Here is an 18,083-nt window from a genome sequence, read left to right on the forward strand (position 1 = left end):
GAGATAACACCGTAGATAGTCATTGTTTTATCGTGCAATTCTGGCCTACTCTTGAAGAAGATCATGTGTGTTTTTAACTCAATGGGAGTATGTCATGTCACAGCAACCCCTTAAAATTGTTACCTTGCTGGGTAGTTTACGGAGTGGTTCCTACAACGCCATGGTGGCACGTGCACTGCCCAAATTAGCACCCGCGGGAGTGACGATTGAAGCCCTGCCTTCTATCCGCGACATCCCACTTTATGATGCTGACGTGCAACAGGAAGATGGATTCCCAGCCGCCATTCAGGCTATTGCTGACCAGATTCGTCAGGCCGATGGGGTCATTATCGTGACTCCGGAATATAACTATTCCGTTCCGGGTGGGCTGAAAAATGCCATCGACTGGCTATCTCGTTTACCTAACCAACCCTTGGCGGGCAAACCAGTGGCGATTCAGACTAGCTCAATGGGGCCTGTGGGTGGCGCACGCTGCCAATATCACTTACGCCAGATTTTGGTCTTCCTTGATGCGATGGTGATGAATAAGCCTGAATTTATGGGTGGCGTCATTCAAAGCAAAGTCGATGAGCAATCCAAAGAACTGATTGACCAAGGCACACTGGATTTCCTCACCAGCCAGCTTTCTGCCTTTGCTACCTATATTGATCGCGTTCGTGTGAAATAATCTGTCATCAAAAAAACCCTCACGGCTTTGCGGCCTTGGGGGTTTTCTCCCTGTCACGACACATGTTATCAATAGCCACCTTCTCTTTTGTGGATACCCCTGACTGATGGCCATTAAAATCACGCTTTGGCTTATTCTGACCCTAATATCCACTTCCTGGCTGAGTTGGTACGGGCTAAACACACAACAAGCCGAACGTGAAGCAGAGTTCCGCACCACTCACCGTGAACTGAGCCAACAACTGGCCCAGCAACAGGCTATTTTATTTTTGGCGTTAGAACCAAGCCAGCTAACGCAATTGCAGCGTCATTTTCCACAGTTGGTAGCGATAAACCAAATCCCCGCAGACAGCTCAAAAGCAGGTCAACTTAGCTTGCACATTCAGGGGGGGGATTACCGACTATCTAACTCATACAGTGGCAGCGGTTTACAAGTTAATGGCCAAAAATTACTGCAAGTGGTGGGCTTACCCGCGCATTTTGACAGTTTAGTGTTGCTCTATCAGCAGCATCAACTGGCTGTTTTGGGCCATTCATCAGCCGAGAGCTTCTGGCAGTGGCAAAAACCTTTGGGGGATGGAGCGCAATCTTTCACTTTAGTCGCCCATGCAACCCCGGCTTGGCGTGATTTACCTTGGTTCACCGCCCTGCTATTTTCGCTAATAACTGCCGCCGCACTCTATGGCTGGCAACGCTGGCAGCAATTGGCACAATATCGTGCACATGCCGAGCAACGCGCCAAATTTGCCGACCAAGCCAGACTGAATGCCATGGGGGAAATTGCGACCGGGATCGCCCATGAATTAAACCAGCCACTGACCGCTACGCTGACTTATAACCAAACCGCACTAAGATTATTGCCACCACAAGATGAGAAAGTGGCACCATTGCTGGTGGCTTCAGTGGCACAAATCAAACGGATTGCTGCTTTGCTGGATCGCCTGCGCACTTTACTCAGCCGTGGGCAGATAAACTTGCAGCCAGTGATAGTGGCCGATATCTGGCAACGCGTTAACGTGTTGTTGAGCCATGAAATCGCCGCAGCTAACGTCACCATTTTAAACACCATTCCAGCTCATTTACCTGCACTCCAGAGTGACCCTCTGTGGTTGGAACAGGTTCTACATAACTTACTCAGCAATGCGATTCATGCGATACAAAAGACCCCCACGCCAACGGTTTATTTCACCGTTAGCCGGCACACCAAGCAATGGGTTATTCAGATTGAAGATAACGGACCAGGGCTCACTCAACAGCAACTCGATCACTTGTTTACCCCCTTCTATACCACTCGAGAAAGTGGCTTAGGATTAGGGCTGACGCTATGTGAAACATTAGTACAGCGAATGGGAGGTGACATAAAAGCTGGGAACAGCGAACATGGCGGAGCCTGTTTTAGCCTGACTTTTCCTCTGATTACTGGGAGCGCGCATGACCAAGCACATTTATCTGATTGATGACGATGAAGGCGTACGAGCGGCCTTGACCGCGCTACTCACGACCATGGGTTGGGAAATTAACGCCTTTAGTGACGGCCAGGCCTTCCTCGATACTTTGGTTGTGACCCAGCCCAGTTGTGTGTTGTTGGATATTCGTATGCCGGGTAAAAGCGGAATGACGATATTAGAAGCTATTCAATCTAGTGATAGCTCACTCCCGGTCATCATTATGACAGGGCACGGCAATGTTGAATTATGCCGCCGGGCTTTTAAAGGGGGAGCGCTGGAGTTTTTAACCAAACCCATTGATGCCGATGTGCTCATCGAAACCATCAGCATGGCGCTGGAACAACACGAGCAGGCACTGACGACTCAGCAACAGCAGGCCAGCTATCAACAATTGCTCGGTCAACTCTCTGCTCGTGAACGAGAAGTTGCCGCACTGATTATTCAGGGTGAAACCAGCAAGCAAATTGCACATATATTGTCACTTTCACCGCGAACCGTGGAAGCGCATCGCGCTAACATTTTTGCCAAGCTAGATGTTAGCTCACTGGCCTTACTTATTCATCACTATGCATCACTGATATCTCGTCATTCCTAGCCCTACAGGCACGTCGAGTACGCCGGAGATAGGTAGAAATACCTAGCAAAACGGGTAGTTAGCCGAATGTTTTTTCACCACTTTTCGCCGTAGGATAGCGCCACAGTGATGAAATCACTTCGCTAACAATAAGGATTTTATATGATCAAGCCTATCGCCCTGACCTCCGCCTTATTCATTGGCCTGATAACTCAAGCCTCTGCTGCGGGTTTAAACACTGAACGCAACCTCTCTTTGGCGCTAGCCACTGATTTAGCCAGCCGTACCCTCGCGGTATGTCAGGCCGACGGCTATAACGTTGCTGTCACAGTTGTAGACCGTGCTGGCATCATCAAAACCGTGCTGCGCGCTGATAATGCTGGGCCACATACGGTAAAAGCCAGTGAGCAAAAAGCCTTTACAGCCTTGTCGACCAAAACCCCTAGTGGACAGGTGATGGAAAATAGCCAGAAAACGCCAGCTGCCAATAACCTGAAAGACATTCCTGGTTTCTTGCTGTTAGGTGGCGGAGTGCCCGTGAAAGCGGGTGATGAAGTGGTGGGTGCGGTCGGTGTTGCCGGTGCACCGGGCGGGCATTTGGATGCACAATGCGCCACGCAGGCTCTGGAACAAATCAGCGCTCAGTTGAAAGCATAAAAACACAAGGTTATAAACAAAACGCCCCCCATCAACCAAGATGGAGGGCGTTTTCACGGCAACTTGCCAGTCATGAATTATCAGTGATCAACAAAAGCAATTTTCAACACAAACAGCAATGCAACCACGACTACACATGGGCTAATTTCACGCCAACGCCCCGTACCCAACTTCATCAGACAGTAAGAGATAAAGCCCAGCGCGATCCCCTCAGTAATTGAGAAGCTAAATGGCATCATCACCGCAGTGACAAACGCCGGAACCGCTTCAGTTAAATCATCCCATTTCACCCGAGATAGGCTGGATGTCATCAGCACGCCGACATAAATCAGTGCGCCAGCAGCGGCATACGCAGGAACCATCCCGGCCAGTGGGGAAATAAACATAACCAGCAGGAATAGGATCCCAACCACCACGGCAGTTAAACCAGTACGGCCACCAACTGACACACCTGAGGAACTTTCGATATAAGCGGTGACTGACGATGTACCAATAAAAGCACCGGCAACCGAGCTGATGCTATCCACATACAGCGCTTGTTTCATACGCGGGAACTTGCCTTTATGGTCGGTCAAACCGGCTTTATCCGTCACACCAATCAATGTGCCGGATGAATCAAAAAGGTTAACCAGCATGAACGAGAAAATAATCCCCGCCATACCAATATTCAGTGCACCGGCTAAATCGACCTGCCCAACCACTGACGTCACACTTGGCGGCATGGAGAAAATACCGGAGTAATGCACATCACCCAGCGCCCAGCCAATTAAGGTGGTTACCACAATAGAAACCAGCACCGCAGCATGAATATTACGTGATGCCAGCACCGCGATAATAAAGAAGCCCAATGCTCCCAACAGCACACTGTGAGAGGTCAGATCCCCTACCATCACCAACGTATCCGGATTTGCCACCACGATACCGGCATTTTTCAGCCCCATCATGGCAATAAACAAGCCAATACCACTGGTGATCCCCACCCGTAGACTCAATGGAATGTTAGCAATCATCCAGTAACGAATGCGGAAAATGGTCAGTAAAAGGAAACCGATTGCGCCCCAGAAGATAGCCCCCATGCCCACTTGCCATGAAATCCCCATCGCACCAACTACAACAAAAGCGAAGAAAGCATTAAGCCCCATCGCCGGTGCCAACGCGACTGGCAGGTTAGCCAACAGGCCCATAAAAATACTGCCGAAAGCGGCAATCAGGCAGGTGGTCACAAACACAGCCTGCACATCCATCCCCGCAACCCCTAAAATTTGCGGGTTGACGAATACGATATAGACCATGGTCAGGAATGTGGTCATACCCGCAATTAGCTCAGTGCGCGCGGTTGTACCGTGTTGTTTTAGTTTAAATACACGTTCGAGCAGCCCCTGCTCAGTATCAAGGTTTGGTTTACTCATTCGAGGCGTTCCACAAAAGGGAGTGATAGTTGGGGATATCCTATAACAAAAAAACCGTTGTTTAGAGCGAGATCACACTCTTTTTGGTTGTTTTTTATCTCCCTTGTTGCGCAACAAGTGTTTAGATATTAACCATGTATTATTCAACTTATTGAATTTTAGTCATTTGATATGAGTTATATTGCTAGCAGGGTAATTATTTATCGCATTATTGGGCAGGATGGTTAAAGTGAAGTCAGCCATCATTTATACAATTCGTGATTTATACCATTAAAGGATGAGATGTGAACCAGATAGAATGCGTCATGTTCGATTGCGATGGAACCTTGGTCGACAGTGAAGTTCTATGTTGTCGGGCGTACGTCGTGATGTTTGCCCATTATGATATTCACCTGTCACTGGAAGAGGTGATAAAGCGTTTTAAAGGGGTGAAACTCAATGAAATCGTCGCGCTTGTCAGCCAAGAAAATGGTTTAGATGAACCGATAGACACATTGGAAAAACTCTATCGAGCTGAGGTAGCGCGTTTGTTCGATGCGCAATTGCAGCCTATCGCCGGTGCCAAGGCGCTATTAGAGCAAATAACTTTACCGGTTTGTGTGGTGTCCAACGGGCCAGTGAGCAAAATGCAACACTCCCTTGGTCTGACCGGCTTACTGCCCTTCTTTGAAGACCGGCTGTATAGCGGTTACGACATCCAACGCTGGAAGCCAGATCCAGCCCTGATTTACCATGCCGCACAAGAGATGCAGGTTGCCACCGAGCATTGTATTTTGGTCGAAGATTCTGCTGCCGGAACTCATGCAGGGGTAGCGGCGGGTATTCCTGTGTTTTACTACTGCGCCGATCCACATAACCAGCCTATTCACCACCCCTTGGTCACCATGTTTGATGATATGCAGCAACTGCCCGAGTTATGGCGCGCCAGAGGTTGGGATATCACTCGCCACTGATTATCGCCACATATTGGTGACGCTGGGACATAGCACCAGCGTCATCAGTAAGCTAACTGGGTACCAGTGCTGATAAAGGTTTATTCTATAAAACCAAGTTTGAATACTTCCTTACCTGCCAAAGACTCTAAATTTGGTCGCTCTGGATAAAAGGGCAATAGCGGGAAGAAAACCGAGCCACCAATAATGCTTCTGCTGCTCGAATCTTTAGGGCGCAATCCCCAAATATTCTGATATGTCATCGGCACCTCCTCTCCATTAACAGTAGCGTTACCGATATACAGCATAATGTGACCCTTAATATAAATCAGAGTGGTAAAAGGTTTACCGTGATCTTTTAGATACTTTATACGCTTATTAAGTAGCTCTTTGCTGAGGTCAACCACTCTGATTTCCTGTATCTGTTGTGCAGAGTTTCTGGGTAGAAATAGACCAAATGGCATCATCAGGCTGCGTATTTCTGCTGAACAATCATTATAAAAATGATAATTTCCCCAACCATATGGCCTGCCACTCATTGATTTCATTAAAGTCGCTATATTGGCGGGCGTCATTTTCCACGGCATGGCTGTGAATTGATCTTTTTTCAGGGTGACCCAGTTAATTTCCACATGGCTGTCACCTTTTCGAACAGGAATGGCAACCTGATAACCACCTGATTTCTCACTACTGAAAGGTAGGATAGTCCCGGGGCGGGCAGTAAAATAGAACTGTTCACCTTTATGCACCGATACGGGCTCTTTGATAACAGCGCCCAGGTTTTTCTCCGCCAGTGATATCCATTCAGCAATAAACTTCGGCCCCACAACAGCGACATCATCACTTTTTACCCATCCCGTTACAGTGGGAGAGGCAATATATTTCCAGTTTTTATCCTGGCTGGCGGCAAAAACATAAATGGGAGTGCCGGGCCTGACCGAAGAATCCTGTAAGTTATCAAAAGGATATCCCTGCCCCGCCTCACGAGGGTCATCATAAGCAGGATCGTCCGTTGGCAACATTCTAACTAACGTCTCTCTGAGAGTGATACCCCGGCCTGAAGGGTGATAAATGCCATCAATATTGATATCGGCATTATTTCTTACCGTCTCTTTCCAGACGGAAGAGTTCACTCTAAAATTTTCACCATAAGAAATACTGTCTTGACTCAGAAACTCTTTTATTATTTTATCATGCTCAATTATGACAGAATCACTTCCACTCAGAATGGATGATATATAATAGGGATTCCAAGGAGAATGATCCTCTTTATTCATTCCGAAATAATGCGATTTTAAGTTAGCGAAATTTCGCGTCTGAGTCACTCCATCCATAACCGGAATGTTTATTTTCTCCGATTTTGGGGATATCCATTTATCAACAGATTGCGAATAATTATCCATCGGGAAAATAGTCTTGGTTGGGTCGACATAATCTAACCCCTCTGAGTTTTTAGTGGTAACAGTGCCGTCCACCAAGCCCTGTGGCTCTTTCGCGGTCAAGGAACAAGAGACAAGACAAATAGATATCAGTAAAAGAAAATAAATTTTCATTGCTGCATCCCTGTAATGTAAAAAACCAATTTACCGTACTATAAGGATTTTCTGGGTAACGCAAATTCTATTCTTATTTCATTTAGCTAACATTTATTTATCAAGTAAAATTCACAATAATAACCATCATGGGAATTATTATCTCCATAATGATTATTATTTATTAAAATCTGGTAGCACTTCTTAGATAGGCATTACTTTTGAATTGCCGGTTAATAACCGTTTGAGGGTATTTTGCTTCTTGATGGCATGTTGTGGGCTAAAACGACGATTCAGGCCATTTGCCAGCAGATCCAGTGCCAGACATAACACAAAGTAGATCAACGCCACAAACAGGAAGACCTCCATTGGGTAAACCATACTGCGGTTGTTGACCTGAGTAGCCAAAAACGTCAACTCATTCACCCCAACAATATATGCCAGCGAGGTATCCTTAATCAGCGAAATCCATTGATTAATAAAGGAAGGCACCATCATGCGCAGTGCTTGTGGTAAGACAATAAACCACAATACCTGCCAGCGATTGAAACCTAGCGACAGGCCAGCCTGCCATTGGCCCGCACCAATCGCGACAATTCCCGCTTTTACAGCATGGGCTAAATAAGCAGAGGCAATCAATGCCAGTGCGCACACGACAGTGGTGATTTCAGGAATATCCACGCCGAAGACAATCGGCAGTAGAAAATAAGTCCAGAAGATCAACATAATGACGGGAATTGCGCGGAAAAAACCTAAAACAGCCGCTAATATACCAGCCCAAACACCACGGGACATTGCCAGCAAGACGCCCAAAATCGTACCTAAAATAGCTGAAGCGACTCCCGCCATGAGGCTTATCAGCAAAGTTAAGGCTGCTCCCCCCAGTGGACCATCAGGGAAAGTCCCCCACAGCAGATAAGTCCAGTTATCGGCAATAATCGTAAAATCCATCTCAATGCCCCTTGATTGCTGCTGTTCGCTGTTGACGCCACATGCCCCACGCTTCAATCAGCGCAATAATTGCGATATATAACACCGTTGCCACGCCAAAAGCCTGGAATGTCCGCAATGTCTCCGTCTCAACTTGGCGAGATGCATAAGAAAGTTCGGCCACACCAATCGCCATCGCTAATGACGAGTTTTTAATAATGTTCATATATTGACCCAGCAAGGGCGGCATCGCGATTTTCAGCGCTTGTGGCAGGACGACATGCCGCATGGCTTGCCACCCGGTCAACCCTAAGGCATGGGCTGCATATTTTTGCCCTTTTGCAACCCCACTGATGCCAGAGCGCAGCTCTTCAGCAATAAATGCCGTGGAGTAGAGAGTCAACCCGATGAAACCGGCTAAAAACTCAAATGAAGGCCAGTTCAAGGTTAAGCCGAATACACTGATTTCATGAGGGGTATTGAGCCAAGGAATCCAAGATGCAGGCAAGAATTGGCTAGCCGCAAAGTACCAAAAGAATAATTGGATCAGTAAAGGGGTATTGCGAAATAGCGTACTGTAACCCATCGCAAACCATTGCAATGTTTTGAGTTCACTGTCTCTGGCTGCGGCCAACAGAAAACCCAAAAGTGTGGAAGCCACCACCGTGCAGGCGGAAATCCACAACGTCAGTAGAAACCCATCCCACAACCAACTGAGATATTGTGGGGCCAACAACCAATCAGTGAGATGATGTAGATTCATGGCCAATCATACCTATATTGCCCTGATACCATCCCCCTAATAACATGAGTTTTAAATTCCATCTTATTTTTACTTCCTGACTCAACATATCAATACGTTATAGGGGTATACCTAAAGTAATGGGTATTGCAGGTAGGCTGCCAACAAACAAAGCCCGATGAGCTTACGTGGTAAGTGATTCGGGTGAATGAGCGCAGCTAACATCCCTGCAACGTCAAGTACCAAAGGTACAACGCCCCGCATTGTGACAATGCAGGGCTTATCTCTTCTCAGTTCAACACCCAATTATGCTTTAGGCTGTTGATCCAACGGTGCAAATTTAAATTCACCACGTGGTTGAGCTGCGTTGGTTGCCGGGCCAAACCAGCGGTCGTAAATTTTCGCGGCTTCACCGTCTTTTTCCAGCTTAACGAGTGTTTCGTTCACACTGGCAGTTAAACGATCTTCACCTTTAGGAATACCAACACCTTGATATTCTTTGGTAATACTGAAGGGAGATATTTCAAAATCGGCTTTTTGTGCTTCAGGCAGATTACCCAGCAAGCCAACTAATTTGGCATCATCTTGGGTGATAGCTTGGACATTCCCATTACGCAGAGCAGTAAATGCCAGTGGTGTATCATCGTAAGAAATAACTTTAGCCGTTGGATAATGCTCACGCAGGGTTATTTCCTGTACTGTGCCTTTATCCGCACCAATACGTAACTTGCCGATATCTTCTGGTGTTTTCAGCACACCTTTATGAGCAATAAATTTCTGGCCGGTTGCGAAATAAGGCAGGCTGAAGTTCACTTCCTTGGCGCGTTCATCTGTAATTGTGAAGTTAGCGGCAATCAGATCCACTTTCTTAGATGTCAGTAACGGGATGCGGTTAGCCGGGTTGGTTGCCCGCAATTCAACTTTTACACCTAAATCTTTAGCAATTGCATTCGCAACATCCACGTCATATCCCACCAGCTTTTTAGTCTGTGGATCGATATAACCAAATGGGGGATTGCTATCGAAAACAGCAATTCGCACTACACCAGCTTGTTTAATATCATCAAGTTTATCCGCGTGAGCCACACCTGAAAGTGTTGCCAGACTCGCTAATAGCGTTAATGCCAGAACATTTTTTTTCGTGGACAAAGAGTGCTTCATTGAAAGCTCCTAAAAGGATTGAGATGTTGCGATATGTGTAAGCTATCAAGTCAGCGTTAGGTCAGGAAATAATATAAAACGATATATTTATAACCAATTAATCTCAGTGAATGAGTCTGTTTATATTGAAAATGAAAGAGAGATCATTGGCAGGCTAATAACGCGATTATGACTATAAATTTCAGTCCAATCGCGCAATTAGCACAGAGTAGATAGGCCATGCGAAAAGGATTATTTGCTGCTATTTTTAACTTCTGTAGTAACTTCTTCGGTTGATGCTGCTTCCTGATAACCTGCAGTAGCCGGTTTCGCTTTAATTCTGGTTCTGCCAACAGGCTCCTCAGTAATCTCTGACTGACCAATGAAGATACCGCCTTTTTGGATGGAAAAGTTACAGCCTTTTACAATGCCGTTTAAACGGCCATTTTCCAGAATTTCCAGATGGTCAGAAATACAAACGCCCTCAATAGACCCATCAACCGTAATCTGTGGTGCGGTTAGATTCCCTTCAATACGGCCACTGCGCATTAATCTGATTGTTCCTTCATTTACGGTGATATTACCGTTCACGACGCCATAAATTTGAATATCACCATCAAGGTTGATATCACCTTTTAATTTTGTTCCCGCCGCGATAATCGTACTGGTTTTCACCGTATCAGAGGTCGGGGTTAGTGAGGGGTTACCCACAGAGGATTCTTCTTTATGATTATTTATTTTCTTTTTGAACATAGTATTTATCAAGATAAAAATGAGAAGTAAGGTTGGGGCAAGAAGAAGATAAAAAAATAAATTGTAGACTACATAGCCCACTAAACATGCGATCCATAGCACCCATAACAGGTTAAGGGCCACATTTGTTGGTCTATATAGACATATACTCACTTATTCCGCCCAGTGTAAAAACAAATTAAATTTGATTTAATATCATCTTATACAAAAGCATTAAATTACGGTCTAAAGAACAGTAGAAAAATAGAATCATTCGCAAAAGGAAGTTTTATTTCCACTAACAATGCATAAGACTTGAGTATTATGTCAATCAATAGAGGGGGAAATATAAACGAATATTAAACGAAATTAAATTAACTTATCATGATGTTAAATTTGGGGGGAAACCTGAGAGGGCGTTTTGGTGAAATAACCCCAATCAAATATACAAATCTATCTGATTGGGGACATGCTATTATTTTTCAGGTTTATCAGTAGAAAGCAGTTTCTCTAAAGCATCGCCACCAAGGTGACGGAAGTCCTGACCTTTAACGAAGTAGAAAATGAATTCACAAATGTTCTGGCAACGATCCCCAATACGTTCGATTGAACGAGCACAGAACAAAGCAGTCAACACACTCGGTATTGTTCGCGGATCTTCCATCATATACGTCATCAATTGGCGTACGATGCCTTCATATTCTTGGTCAACTTTCTTATCTTCACGATAAATCCGGATAGCTTCATCCAAATCCATACGCGCAAAGGCATCCAATACATCATGCAGCATTTGTACCGTATGACGGCCTAAAGACTCTAGGCTGACCAACAGAGGTTGGTGTTGGTGAGAGAATTTTTCCAATGCAGTTCGGCATATTTTATCCGCCACATCACCAATACGTTCCAATTCTGAAATAGTCTTGATAATCGCCATCACCAAGCGCAAATCACTGGCAGTTGGCTGACGTTTAGCGATGATGCGCACACAAGCTTCATCAATGGTCACTTCCATCAAATTGACTTTGCTATCGCCCTCAATGACGCGTTTTGCTAACTCACCGTCCTGATTATGCATAGCGGTGATGGCATCAGATAATTGTTGTTCCACCAGACCGCCCATAGCTAATACTTGGGTGCGGATATGCTCAAGTTCTGCGTTGAACTGGCCGGAAATATGTTTATTAAGATTCAAGTTATCCATGATACTTCCCATACGTATTAGTGGGCGAAATGAACATAGTCGACACTAAGGCAATCAACCATAGCGACCAGTAATATAGTCTTCGGTCTGTTTTTGCTGTGGTGCAGTGAACAGCGTGTCTGTATCACTGAATTCAATTAGCTCACCTAGATACATAAATGCTGTATGATCTGAACAGCGCGCGGCTTGCTGCATGTTATGTGTGACAATCACCACGGTATAATCAGACTTCAACTCGCTGATAAGCTCCTCGATTCGGCCGGTAGAGATAGGGTCAAGCGCCGAACAAGGTTCATCGAGCAACAACACATCGGGACGAATGGCGATACCACGCGCGATGCATAAGCGCTGCTGTTGCCCACCCGACAAGCTGTAACCACTCTGGTGCAATTTATCTTTCGTTTCATTCCATAATGCCGCTTTAGTTAGCGCCCATTGCACGCGCTCATCCATATCAGCACGAGACAGATTTTCAAATAACTTCACGCCAAAAGCGATGTTATCGTAAATTGACATCGGAAACGGCGTTGGCTTCTGGAAAACCATGCCCACTTTCGCCCGCAACAACGCGATATCTTGCTTATCGGTCAAGATATTCTGCCCATCCAGTAAAATATCGCCTTCAGCACGTTGGTCTGGATACAACTGGTACATTTTATTAAATGTCCGCAGCAGGGTCGATTTACCACAACCTGATGGTCCAATGAATGCCGTGACCTGATTTTTGGCAATATCCAGCGAGATGTTCTTCAGCGCATGGAATTTGCCGTAGTAGAAGTTCAGATCGCGAACCTGAATTTTGCTGTTGTTGATGTCAGTAGCCATACTCATCAAGACTTCTCTCTTTTAGCCAATGCCGCCGTAGCCGCATTTTGGAATTTATTGGCGAATCGGTGTTTTCATGACTTATTGCTGATGTTTTCTCAGCCAATCAATGCTTTTTCTTCGCGAAAACAACCCGAGCCAGAATATTCAGTAACAGTACACACAGGGTAATCAGAAGCACCCCTGCCCATGCTAATTGCTGCCATTCTGCAAATGGACTCATGGCAAACTTAAATATGGTGACCGGCAAGTTAGCAATAGGCTGACTCAGATCGGTACTCCAGAACTGGTTGGAGAGCGAAGTGAACAGTAATGGTGCCGTTTCACCAGCAATGCGCGCCACAGCCAGCAAAATCCCCGTCAAAATACCTGAAATAGAAGCTTTCAACGTAATAGCTGAAATCATGCGCCATTTTGGTGTTCCCAATGCATAGGCGGCTTCTCGCAAACTATCTGGAACCAATTTCAGCATATTTTCGGTCGTACGGATGACAATTGGCACTTGTAACAGCGCCAGTGCAATCACCCCAGCCCAGCCAGAGAAATGTTCCATCTTGGCCACAACAATGGTGTATACAAATAGGCCGACCACGATAGAAGGCGCGGATAATAAAATGTCGTTGATAAAACGCGTGATTTCCGCCAACCAGGATTTACGCCCATATTCGGCCAGATAAATCCCCGCCATAATGCCCAGTGGCGTACCAATAACGGTTGCCCACAGAATTAACAAACCGCTCCCCGCAATGGCATTGGCCAATCCCCCCCCCGCGGTATTGGGTGGCGGTGTCATCTCGGTAAATAATGCCAGAGACATGCCGTCGATACCTTTGGTCACCGTGGAGAACAAAATCCACACTAACCAAAATAAACCGAATGCCATGGTTGCCATTGAAAGAATTAAAGCAATCCGATTCTTCTGACGACGCCATGCCTGCTTTTTACGGCGGGTTTCCATCAGCGTCGCATCACTTTGCATATGCATCGTTGCCATCTTAGCGCCCCTCTTTCTTAGCCAGACGCGAAATCATCAGCTTAGACAAAGCCAGTACGATAAAGGTTATTACAAACAAGATCAGACCCAACTCCATCAACGCCGCGGTATGTAAACCGGACTCAGCTTCAGCAAATTCATTTGCTAATGCAGAGGTAATGCTGTTGCCTGGCATGAACAGCGAGAAGCTGTCGAGTTGGTAAGTGTTACCGATGATAAATGTTACCGCCATGGTTTCACCCAATGCGCGGCCCAGCCCTAACATCACGCCGCCAATCACACCATTTTTGGTATAAGGCAGCACAATGCGCCAGATAACTTCCCACGTGGTGCAGCCAATGCCATAAGCTGACTCTTTCATCATCACTGGAGTTTGTTCAAACACATCGCGCATCACGGCCGCAATGTAAGGAATAATCATGATGGCTAAAATAACGCCGGCAGCCAGAATGCCGATACCAAACGCAGGTCCGGAGAATAGCACCCCAACAATAGGAATACCGGACATCACGTTACCGACAGGCTCTTGGAAATAGCGAGCAAAGAGGGGAGCGAAAACAAATAAGCCCCACATCCCGTAAACAATACTTGGGATTGCCGCCAGTAACTCAATCGCCACACCCAGTGGGCGTTTTAACCAGTTTGGTGCTAACTCGGTCAGGAACAGGGCAATACCAAAACTGACAGGAACCGCAATGAGCAAGGCGATAACAGAGGTCACAATGGTGCCGTAAATCGGGACTAATGCACCAAACTGTTCAGCCGGAGGATCCCATTCTTTGGTCCACAGGAAAGCAAAACCAAACTTTTCAATACTTGGCCAGGAAGCCACAATCAATGAAACGATTATGCCGCCCAGCATAAATAGGGTTATCAGCGCAGCCAGTTTAACCAGCGCACTGAAAATGATGTCACCGTATTTACTCGGTGCTTTGATCGTCGGCTTATAAGCAGCCATAGACTCTCTTCTCATCCGGGTGTTATATCCCTCCCCATTCGTTGGGGAGGGACAATTAATGAAACTAATATCAATCTATTTACTGCTTTCTTCGGTTCTGACCAGATTAGAACAATGCTTTGCCTGAACTGTCTTTGATATTGGTTTTCCAAGCTGCACGAACCTGTTCAACCACTGCGGCTGGCAATGTTGCATAATCCAAGTCACTGGCTTGTTTTGCACCGTGGGTATAAGCCCAGTCGAAGAATTTCAGCACTTCAGCGCCTTTCTCTGCATTTTTCTGATCTTTATGTACCAGAATGAAGGTGGTCGAAGTAATTGGCCATGCCCCCTCGCCTTTCTGGTTAGTCAGGTCTTGTGCAAATGTCTTGCTCCAATCAACACCTTTCGCTGCTGCACTGAAGTTCTCTTCTGTTGGGCTAACAGGCTTCCCATCAGCAGAAATCAGTTTGGTGTAAGCCAGGTTATTTTGTTTAGCATAGGCGTATTCCACATAACCAATCGCACCAGGCAGACGTTGAACAAATGCCGCAATACCGTCGTTACCCTTGCCACCTAAGCCGGTTGGCCAATTCACTGTAGAGCCTGCACCAATTTTTTCTTTCCATTCCGCATTCACTTTAGCCAAATAGCTGGTGAACACGAATGAAGTGCCTGAACCATCAGCACGACGCACAACTGCAATATTCTGATCTGGGAGTTTTACACCTGGGTTTAACTTAACAATAGCGGGGTCATTCCACTTTTTCACATTACCCAGATAAATATCACCCAGTGTTTTACCGTCTAAAGTCAGTTCACCAGATTTAATGCCTGGGATATTGACGGCTAACACCACGCCACCAATCACTGTAGGGAATTGGAACAAACCATCAGCCGCCAATTTTTCATCTGTTAATGGCGCATCAGAGGCACCGAAGTCGACAGTATTGGCAATGATTTGCTTCACGCCACCTGAAGAACCGATCCCTTGATAGTTAACTTTGTTACCTGTTTCTTTCTGATAAGAATCTGCCCACTTGGCATACACCGGCGCGGGGAATGTCGCACCTGCACCTGTCAGGCTTGCAGCAGCGAACGCGGACACGGTGGTCATAGATAAGGTCGCTGCCACAATGCTGGCTACGGTGGTACGCATCAGTTTCATAATCCCTCCTAATGGGATATTAGAATCAACTCTAAATTGTTTTCATCAGATTAAGTATGGTGCAGGAGGGAAAATAGGACAGTTTAATGACAGAAAAATGTACGGAATATTACAGTTATATGACAAGTGGTTTGATAGTTAATAAAAATTATATTTATCAGTCTCTTACGTTTTATTTTAAGTGATTATTTAATCTTTTCATTCAAAATAATATCATTTTTAGTTCAGAGGTCACTCAAATATATGATTATTTTTTAGTCTAAAATGACAATTCATTACTGAGTACTGAAAGTACAAAAAAGCCGACAGATGTCGGCTTTTGTTGGTGCGAGATGGCGTCGATTACTCAACCGTAACCGATTTTGCCAAGTTACGTGGCTTATCAACATCCGTCCCCTTGATCAGGGCAACATGATATGACAGCAACTGTAGAGGAACGGTATAGAAGATTGGAGCAATAATTTCTTCAACATGAGGCAATGGCACAATCTTAACCAATTCACTACTGGTAAAGCCGGCATTTTCATCAGCAAATACATACAGTAAACCGCCGCGTGCACGCACTTCTTCAATGTTGGACTTCAGTTTTTCCAGTAAATCATTGTTAGGTGCTACCACAATCACCGGCATATTGGCGTCAACCAAAGCCAATGGGCCATGTTTTAATTCACCAGCCGCATAAGCTTCAGCGTGAATATAAGAAATTTCTTTCAGTTTCAGCGCGCCTTCCATTGCGATAGGGTACTGATCGCCTCGACCAAGGAACAAAGCATGGTGCTTATCAGCAAAATCCTTCGCTAATTCTTCAATATCTTTATCCTTCGACAGCATCCCTTCGATCTGGACAGGTAAAGACTGCAGTGCCTCAACAATTTTATGTTCTAGCGCCTGGCTACCTTCAACGCCTTTTAGTAAAGCGATACGCCCCACCAGCATCAACAACACCGTTAATTGCGTGGTGAAGGCTTTCGTTGACGCAACACCAATTTCAGTGCCGGCTTTAGTCATCAAGGCCAGATCTGATTCACGTACCAATGAAGAACCAGCGACGTTACAAATAGCCAGCGAACCTAAATATCCTAGCTCTTTTGATAAACGCAGAGCTGCTAATGTATCAGCGGTTTCACCAGATTGTGACAAGGTAATCAGCAGACTATTAGGACGCACAGCCGACTTGCGATAACGGAATTCAGAAGCGATTTCAACGTCACAAGGCACACCAGCCAGTGCCTCAAACCAATAACGAGAAACCATACCGGAGTTATAAGAAGTACCACAGGCAATGATTTGAATATGCTGAACATCCGCCAACAAAGCATCGGCTTTTGGGCCAAGCTCAGACAAATCAATGGCACCATGATTTAAACGGCCTTCCAGCGTATTTTTAATCGCCATAGGCTGTTCATAAATCTCTTTTTGCATGTAGTGACGATATTCACCTTTGTCACCAGCATCATATTGCACCTGAGATTCAATCTCTGGGCGCTCAATAACATTACCCTGCTTATCAAAAATCGTCACGCTACGGCGAGTCACTTCAACCACATCGCCTTCTTCTAAGAAGATAAAGCGGCGGGTAACAGGCAACAGAGCCAGTTGGTCAGAAGCGATAAAGTTTTCGCCTACACCACAACCAATCACCAACGGGCTACCTGAACGAGCAGCCACCAAGCGGCTTGGGTCGCGGCTATCCATGACAACTGTACCGTATGCGCCACGCAGTTGTGGAATAACGCGCTTAACCACCTCTAGCAAAGAACCACCTTGTTGCAGTTCCCAATGGACCAAATGAGCAATAACTTCAGTATCAGTTTCAGAACTGAAACGGTAGCCACGGCTAATCAATAATTCACGTAAAGGTTCGTGATTCTCGATAATACCGTTGTGAACCACAGAGATATATTCTGAAACATGGGGGTGAGCATTGGCCTCTGATGGCTCGCCATGGGTAGCCCAGCGGGTATGTGCAATCCCGGTGCCGCCATGTAAAGCCTGCTTTTCAGCCGCATCAGACAATGCCTGAACTTTGCCCACCCGACGTAAACGTGTCAGATTACCTTCAGCATCAACCACTGCCAAACCAGCAGAGTCATAGCCACGGTATTCAAGACGACGTAAACCTTCGATCAGAATCTCAGCGATATCACGTTGCGCTACTGCGCCAACAATTCCACACATCTGTTTTATTCCTATGTA

General features: G+C 45.8%; 17 protein-coding genes. 5 read left to right on the forward strand and 12 right to left on the reverse strand.

Annotated elements, in window-relative coordinates; genetic code table 11:
- The first annotated feature begins 94 nt into the window (after positions 1 to 94).
- The 4 genes from HUZ92_RS10055 to HUZ92_RS10070 all read left to right on the forward strand — a co-directional run bounded on the left by HUZ92_RS10055 (position 95) and on the right by HUZ92_RS10070 (position 3,345).
- Positions 95 to 667 carry an NADPH-dependent FMN reductase gene (locus HUZ92_RS10055; protein ID WP_050099338.1) on the forward strand — a complete coding sequence of 191 codons (573 nt, stop codon included), beginning with the start codon at positions 95 to 97 and terminating at the stop codon, positions 665 to 667.
- Between the two features lie 106 nt (positions 668 to 773).
- Positions 774 to 2,123 carry a sensor histidine kinase gene (locus HUZ92_RS10060; RefSeq protein WP_145579524.1) on the forward strand — a complete coding sequence of 450 codons (1,350 nt, stop codon included), beginning with the start codon at positions 774 to 776 and terminating at the stop codon, positions 2,121 to 2,123.
- A complete protein-coding gene (locus HUZ92_RS10065; protein WP_145579525.1) occupies positions 2,098 to 2,709 on the forward strand; it encodes a response regulator transcription factor in 612 nt (203 codons plus the stop codon). Before HUZ92_RS10060 ends, HUZ92_RS10065 begins: the two co-directional genes overlap by 26 nt.
- Before the next feature lie 141 nt (positions 2,710 to 2,850).
- Positions 2,851 to 3,345, forward strand: a complete 495-nt coding sequence (locus HUZ92_RS10070; RefSeq protein WP_050099332.1) for a GlcG/HbpS family heme-binding protein — start codon at positions 2,851 to 2,853, stop codon at positions 3,343 to 3,345.
- 80 nt (positions 3,346 to 3,425) lie between these two features.
- Here HUZ92_RS10070 and HUZ92_RS10075 read toward each other — a convergent pair whose 3' ends face one another.
- Positions 3,426 to 4,754 (reverse strand): NCS2 family permease, encoded by a 1,329-nt coding sequence (locus tag HUZ92_RS10075; protein ID WP_050099330.1) that lies wholly within the window; start codon positions 4,752 to 4,754, stop codon positions 3,426 to 3,428.
- A gap of 284 nt (positions 4,755 to 5,038) precedes the next feature.
- Between HUZ92_RS10075 and yieH the strand changes: the two genes are divergently transcribed.
- Positions 5,039 to 5,707, forward strand: coding sequence for a 6-phosphogluconate phosphatase (yieH, locus tag HUZ92_RS10080; protein WP_050099328.1), 669 nt, complete (start codon positions 5,039 to 5,041; stop codon positions 5,705 to 5,707).
- An 80-nt stretch (positions 5,708 to 5,787) separates the two neighbouring features.
- Here yieH and HUZ92_RS10085 read toward each other — a convergent pair whose 3' ends face one another.
- The 11 genes from HUZ92_RS10085 to glmS form a co-directional block, all read right to left on the reverse strand.
- Complete coding sequence (locus HUZ92_RS10085; protein ID WP_145579526.1) at positions 5,788 to 7,239, reverse strand: SH3 domain-containing protein; 1,452 nt, start codon at positions 7,237 to 7,239, stop codon at positions 5,788 to 5,790.
- A 183-nt stretch (positions 7,240 to 7,422) separates the two neighbouring features.
- Positions 7,423 to 8,169, reverse strand: a complete 747-nt coding sequence (locus tag HUZ92_RS10090; protein ID WP_050099325.1) for an amino acid ABC transporter permease — start codon at positions 8,167 to 8,169, stop codon at positions 7,423 to 7,425.
- Position 8,170: 1 nt separating this feature from the next.
- Positions 8,171 to 8,911 (reverse strand): amino acid ABC transporter permease, encoded by a 741-nt coding sequence (locus HUZ92_RS10095; protein WP_050140092.1) that lies wholly within the window; start codon positions 8,909 to 8,911, stop codon positions 8,171 to 8,173.
- A 285-nt stretch (positions 8,912 to 9,196) separates the two neighbouring features.
- Positions 9,197 to 10,051 (reverse strand): ABC transporter substrate-binding protein, encoded by an 855-nt coding sequence (locus HUZ92_RS10100; RefSeq protein ID WP_050099322.1) that lies wholly within the window; start codon positions 10,049 to 10,051, stop codon positions 9,197 to 9,199.
- A 231-nt stretch (positions 10,052 to 10,282) separates the two neighbouring features.
- The gene (locus tag HUZ92_RS10105) at positions 10,283 to 10,930 is read right to left on the reverse strand and encodes a bactofilin family protein (RefSeq protein WP_050099613.1); all 648 of its coding nucleotides are present in this window, start codon (positions 10,928 to 10,930) and stop codon (positions 10,283 to 10,285) included.
- Between the two features lie 307 nt (positions 10,931 to 11,237).
- Positions 11,238 to 11,963 carry a phosphate signaling complex protein PhoU gene (phoU, locus tag HUZ92_RS10110; RefSeq protein WP_050099319.1) on the reverse strand — a complete coding sequence of 242 codons (726 nt, stop codon included), beginning with the start codon at positions 11,961 to 11,963 and terminating at the stop codon, positions 11,238 to 11,240.
- A gap of 54 nt (positions 11,964 to 12,017) precedes the next feature.
- Positions 12,018 to 12,794 carry a phosphate ABC transporter ATP-binding protein PstB gene (pstB, locus tag HUZ92_RS10115; protein ID WP_004713904.1) on the reverse strand — a complete coding sequence of 259 codons (777 nt, stop codon included), beginning with the start codon at positions 12,792 to 12,794 and terminating at the stop codon, positions 12,018 to 12,020.
- Positions 12,795 to 12,894: 100 nt separating this feature from the next.
- Positions 12,895 to 13,782 carry a phosphate ABC transporter permease PstA gene (pstA, locus tag HUZ92_RS10120; protein ID WP_050099318.1) on the reverse strand — a complete coding sequence of 296 codons (888 nt, stop codon included), beginning with the start codon at positions 13,780 to 13,782 and terminating at the stop codon, positions 12,895 to 12,897.
- 1 nt (position 13,783) lies between these two features.
- Positions 13,784 to 14,740: a phosphate ABC transporter permease PstC gene (pstC, locus tag HUZ92_RS10125; protein ID WP_050099315.1), complete on the reverse strand. Its 957-nt coding sequence runs from the start codon at positions 14,738 to 14,740 to the stop codon at positions 13,784 to 13,786.
- 106 nt (positions 14,741 to 14,846) lie between these two features.
- Positions 14,847 to 15,887 (reverse strand): phosphate ABC transporter substrate-binding protein PstS, encoded by a 1,041-nt coding sequence (gene pstS / locus HUZ92_RS10130; RefSeq protein ID WP_050099313.1) that lies wholly within the window; start codon positions 15,885 to 15,887, stop codon positions 14,847 to 14,849.
- A 342-nt stretch (positions 15,888 to 16,229) separates the two neighbouring features.
- Entirely contained in the window at positions 16,230 to 18,065 is a 1,836-nt protein-coding gene (gene glmS, locus HUZ92_RS10135; RefSeq protein WP_050140093.1) for a glutamine--fructose-6-phosphate transaminase (isomerizing), read from the reverse strand.
- Positions 18,066 to 18,083: the final 18 nt, after the last annotated feature.

Origin of the sequence: Yersinia vastinensis (assembly GCF_902726565.1) — a bacterium.
Taxonomy (GTDB): Bacteria; Pseudomonadota; Gammaproteobacteria; order Enterobacterales; family Enterobacteriaceae; genus Yersinia; species Yersinia vastinensis.

Excerpts from the sequence above, each read along its gene's own strand:
- HUZ92_RS10055 (WP_050099338.1), top strand. The coding sequence starts at position 95 with ATGTCACAGCAACCCCTTAAAATTGTTACCTTGCTGGGTAGTTTACGG.
- HUZ92_RS10060 (WP_145579524.1), top strand. The coding sequence starts at position 774 with ATGGCCATTAAAATCACGCTTTGGCTTATTCTGACCCTAATATCCACT.
- HUZ92_RS10065 (WP_145579525.1), top strand. The coding sequence starts at position 2,098 with ATGACCAAGCACATTTATCTGATTGATGACGATGAAGGCGTACGAGCG.
- HUZ92_RS10070 (WP_050099332.1), top strand. The coding sequence starts at position 2,851 with ATGATCAAGCCTATCGCCCTGACCTCCGCCTTATTCATTGGCCTGATA.
- HUZ92_RS10075 (WP_050099330.1), bottom strand. The coding sequence starts at position 4,754 with ATGAGTAAACCAAACCTTGATACTGAGCAGGGGCTGCTCGAACGTGTA.
- HUZ92_RS10085 (WP_145579526.1), bottom strand. The coding sequence starts at position 7,239 with ATGAAAATTTATTTTCTTTTACTGATATCTATTTGTCTTGTCTCTTGT.
- HUZ92_RS10090 (WP_050099325.1), bottom strand. The coding sequence starts at position 8,169 with ATGGATTTTACGATTATTGCCGATAACTGGACTTATCTGCTGTGGGGG.
- HUZ92_RS10095 (WP_050140092.1), bottom strand. The coding sequence starts at position 8,911 with ATGAATCTACATCATCTCACTGATTGGTTGTTGGCCCCACAATATCTC.
- HUZ92_RS10100 (WP_050099322.1), bottom strand. The coding sequence starts at position 10,051 with ATGAAGCACTCTTTGTCCACGAAAAAAAATGTTCTGGCATTAACGCTA.
- phoU (WP_050099319.1), bottom strand. The coding sequence starts at position 11,963 with ATGGATAACTTGAATCTTAATAAACATATTTCCGGCCAGTTCAACGCA.
- pstB (WP_004713904.1), bottom strand. The coding sequence starts at position 12,794 with ATGAGTATGGCTACTGACATCAACAACAGCAAAATTCAGGTTCGCGAT.
- pstA (WP_050099318.1), bottom strand. The coding sequence starts at position 13,782 with ATGGCAACGATGCATATGCAAAGTGATGCGACGCTGATGGAAACCCGC.
- pstC (WP_050099315.1), bottom strand. The coding sequence starts at position 14,740 with ATGGCTGCTTATAAGCCGACGATCAAAGCACCGAGTAAATACGGTGAC.
- pstS (WP_050099313.1), bottom strand. The coding sequence starts at position 15,887 with ATGAAACTGATGCGTACCACCGTAGCCAGCATTGTGGCAGCGACCTTA.
- glmS (WP_050140093.1), bottom strand. The coding sequence starts at position 18,065 with ATGTGTGGAATTGTTGGCGCAGTAGCGCAACGTGATATCGCTGAGATT.